Here is a 1,030-nt window from a genome sequence, read left to right as displayed (position 1 = left end):
CCTCGACCACACCGGCCTTCTCGGCGCTGATGACGTCGCCGGCGTCGGTCGCGGCACGGTACTCCATGCCGGTGCCGACCAGCGGCGCCTCGCTCCGGATCAGCGGCACCGACTGGCGCTGCATGTTCGCGCCCATCAGGGCCCGGTTGGCGTCGTCGTGCTCCAGGAAGGGGATCATCGCGGTGGCCACCGACACCATCTGGCGCGGCGACACGTCGATGTAGTCGACCTCGCGGGAGGCCACGTAGTCGGTCTCGCCGCCCTTGGTGCGGACCAGGACGCGGGGGTCCACCAGCTCGCCGTCCTCGCCGAGGGAGGAGTTCGCCTGGGCGACGACGAACCGGTCCTCCTCGTCGGCGGTCAGGTAGTCGATGCGGTCGGTCACCTTGCCCTCGACGACCTTGCGGTAGGGCGTCTCGATGAAGCCGAAGGCGTTGAGGCGGCCGTAGCAGGCGAGGTAGCCGATCAGGCCGATGTTCGGGCCCTCGGGGGTCTCGATCGGGCACATCCGGCCGTAGTGGGACGGATGCACGTCACGGACCTCCATGCCGGCCCGCTCACGGGACAGACCACCGGGGCCCAGGGCGTTCAGCCGGCGTTTGTGCGTCAGACCGGCCAGCGGGTTGATCTGGTCCATGAACTGCGACAGCTGCGAGGTGCCGAAGAACTCCTTCATCGACGCCACCACCGGGCGGATGTTGATCAGGGTCTGCGGCGTGATGGCCTCGACGTCCTGGGTGGTCATCCGCTCGCGGACGACCCGCTCCATGCGGGCCAGGCCCAGCCGGACCTGGTTCTGGACGAGCTCGCCGACACTGCGGATGCGCCGGTTGCCGAAGTGGTCGATGTCGTCGAGCTCCACGACGGCCTCGCCCATGGACGTCTCCCCCGCGTGCAGCCGCACCAGGTACTCGATCATCGAGACGACGTCGTCCTCGGTCAGCGTGCCCTGCGTGATCTCGGAGTCGACCCCGAGCTTCTTGTTGATCTTGTAGCGGCCCACCTTGGCCAGGTCGTACCGCTTGGGGTT

At 68.4% G+C, this 1,030-nt stretch carries 1 pseudogene; it reads right to left on the bottom strand.

The annotated features are described in order from the left end of the window. A pseudogene (locus ACIHAD_RS48880) lies at positions 1-1,030 on the bottom strand (DNA-directed RNA polymerase subunit beta); the annotation flags it as partial.

The organism is Nonomuraea sp. NPDC052265 (assembly GCF_044547985.1).
GTDB lineage: Bacteria > Actinomycetota > Actinomycetes > Streptosporangiales > Streptosporangiaceae > Nonomuraea.
This window is presented reverse-complemented; position numbering and strand designations above follow the sequence as displayed.